At 62.5% G+C, this 2,552-nt stretch carries 3 protein-coding genes; all 3 read right to left on the bottom strand.

Translation table 11 applies throughout. The features are described 5' to 3' along the window. Positions 1 to 1,219, bottom strand: a 1,219-nt coding sequence (locus PHT20_RS16660) for an ROK family transcriptional regulator (protein WP_301021411.1), incomplete at its 3' end; no start/stop codon positions are given. After that, positions 1,216 to 1,668, bottom strand: a complete 453-nt coding sequence (locus tag PHT20_RS16665; RefSeq protein ID WP_301021412.1) for an RbsD/FucU domain-containing protein — start codon at positions 1,666 to 1,668, stop codon at positions 1,216 to 1,218. The genes PHT20_RS16660 and PHT20_RS16665, both read right to left, overlap by 4 nt. 54 nt (positions 1,669 to 1,722) lie before the next feature. After that, positions 1,723 to 2,520 (bottom strand): ATP-binding cassette domain-containing protein, encoded by a 798-nt coding sequence (locus PHT20_RS16670; RefSeq protein ID WP_301021413.1) that lies wholly within the window; start codon positions 2,518 to 2,520, stop codon positions 1,723 to 1,725. Between the last annotated feature and the right edge of the window lie 32 nt (positions 2,521 to 2,552).

A 2,552-nucleotide genomic window follows, 5' to 3' on the forward strand; every position in this document is an offset into this window, starting at 1 on the left:
AAAACAAATCTTGATCAGGCGCAAAGTTGGCGTGCAGCGGCATCAGGGCACCGCCCAGGGCGCGGGCGTCGGGGCCGGCCAGACCTGAGATCACATTGGCGCTCCACAGGCCTTCCCAGTTGTAGCGAGCCAGGGCGGCTTGGGTGGCGGCAATCAGTTGCGCCAACAAGGCGCGGCTGAAAGAGCCGTCAACCACCACCGCATCAATGTCCAAAAAAGCCGTGCCGCTGACCACGGTGTGTGCCAGGGCATTGGCGGCGGTGCTGACCCAGCCCTGCGTCTCTGACTCAAAGGGCGGCTCAAGCGCACGCGCGTCGTAAGCCGCATGGGGGTCAAGCCCGCGTGCCGTAAAGCGCTGCTCCAGTTCCCAAAGCGAGGCTTGGCCAATCAGCTGCGCGGGCGGCTGTGCTGTGTTTGACCTGTCAGCCAAGCCCATGGGCAGTGAGGCCACAGCACCGGCATTGCCATGCACGCCGCCATGCAGATGCGAGTTGATCACCAGCCCGCCACCCACAAAAGTGTCCACAAACAGGTAAAGGAAGTTTTTCAGGTCGCGGCCACGGCCTTGCACCAGCTCGGCCACGCACGCGGCCGAGGTGTCTTTGGCAAAGCTGACCGGCACCTGGGTCATGCCCTGCACCTGGGCACGCAGATCGATTTGGTTCCAGGCTTGCGACTGGGCGTCAGACAAGCCCAGCATGCGATGCCAGCCGCCCAGCTGAAACGGTGCGGCCACACCCACACCCACCAGTCGATCGCGCAGGCTACCCAGCTCGTGGTGCAGGCGCTGCATGTGCGCGGCCATGGTGGGCAGCAAGGTGGTTGCTTCAGGAAACACGTAGTCCAGACTCAGGCGCTGGCGCACCTGACCACAAAAGTCCACCAGCAGCCAGTCGGCACTGCGCCGCCCAACCTTGATGCCAATGGCAAACGCACCGTCTGGGTTGAGTGTGAGTGGCACCGACGGCTGGCCAATGCGGCCACGCACCCGGTCTTGTTTCAGGATCAGGCCATCTTCTTCCAGCCGGGTGGTGATCAGGCCAATGGTTTGGGCGGTCAGGCCAGTCAGGCGTGCCAGGTCGGCTTTGGGCAAGCTGCCGTGTAGGCGAATGGCTTGCAGCACCACCCGTTCGTTGAACTGGCGCATGCCCACATGGTTGGAGCCGCGCGGTCGCAGCAGGGTAGGGGGTTCAGGTGGGGCGGGGCGCGTGGGGGTCATGGGCGCAGATTTTCGCCGATCACCCCTTTGCGCAAAATGAAATTTCCAAAAGGCTGGGCTTCACCGGTCAGAACGACGGCATAAGCAGCCCGCGTCCGCTCATAAAAAGCATAGCGCTCTACGCCCTCTGTACTTTGGTTGGGCAGCATTTGGGTAGATAAAAGTTGGCACACTTCGCGCTGCAGGGCAGAGCGGTAGCCGGCGGGCTGGCCAGACACGACCATGAAAGCGGCCGGGTGCGGCACGTCGCTGGCCAGCGGCAGCAGCGTGGTGATGGCTTCCACCACCTGCACCATGCCGGTGCCGGGCAGCCGGATCACGGGTTTGCCAGCGGCCAGGCTCATGGCGGTGAAGTTGGCATCAGCCAGCACCAGGGCGTCGTCGTGCCCCATTTCCATCATGAGTTTGAGCAGCTCGGGCGTGAGCAGGGGTGGAATTCCTTTGAGCATGGCGTGCCTTGGGGTGAGATTAAAAGATGGGATGAAGGCAGAGCAGGGCGGTCATCAGGCGTGCGCCTCGGCGGGCAACTCATCCACCGTTTTGGCTCCCGTCATCACCGCCACGGTGTCGCTCATGCTGATGGTTTTGGGGTTGACCACCGCCGCACGTTTGCCCAGGCGCTGGATGTGGATGCGGTCGGCCACCTCAAACACATGCGGCATGTTGTGGCTGATCAAAATCACCGGCAGACCTTTGTCGCGCACGCGGCGAATCAGCTCCAGCACCATGTTGCCTTCTTTCACGCCCAGCGCGGCGGTAGGCTCGTCCATGATGACCACATGCCGGGCAAACGCGGCCGCCCGTGCCACCGCCACACACTGGCGCTGGCCACCTGAGAGGGTTTCCACCGCTTGCGTCATGGAGCGAATGCCGACCTTGAGGTCGTTCATGCGGGCAATGGCTTGCGCCAGCATTTCTTTCTTGTCCAACAGGCGCAGCCATTGCCCCAGCAGGCCGGGCTTGAGAATTTCGCGACCCAAAAACAGGTTTTCTGCAATGCTCATGGCAGGCGCCACCGCCAGGTCTTGGTAAACGGTTTCAATGCCAGCACGGCGCGCGTCGATGGGGCTTTTGAAGTGCACCGGCTGGCCGTCCAGCAGCAGCGCACCTTCGTCGGGTACGGTGGCCCCGGACAAGGCTTTGATCAGCGACGATTTGCCAGCACCGTTGTCGCCAATCACCGCCAAAATTTCGCCCGCGCGCAATTCAAAGTCGGTGCCGTCCAGCGCTGTGACCTGGCCGTAGCGTTTGACGATGCCCTTGGCTTGCATCACCAAGGGAGCGGATGTGTTGTTCCCCATGTTCATTACCGTGCTCCTTTGCGCGACATTTG

It is taken from the genome of Rhodoferax sp. (genome assembly GCF_028715765.1).
Taxonomy (GTDB): Bacteria; Pseudomonadota; Gammaproteobacteria; order Burkholderiales; family Burkholderiaceae_C; genus Rhodoferax.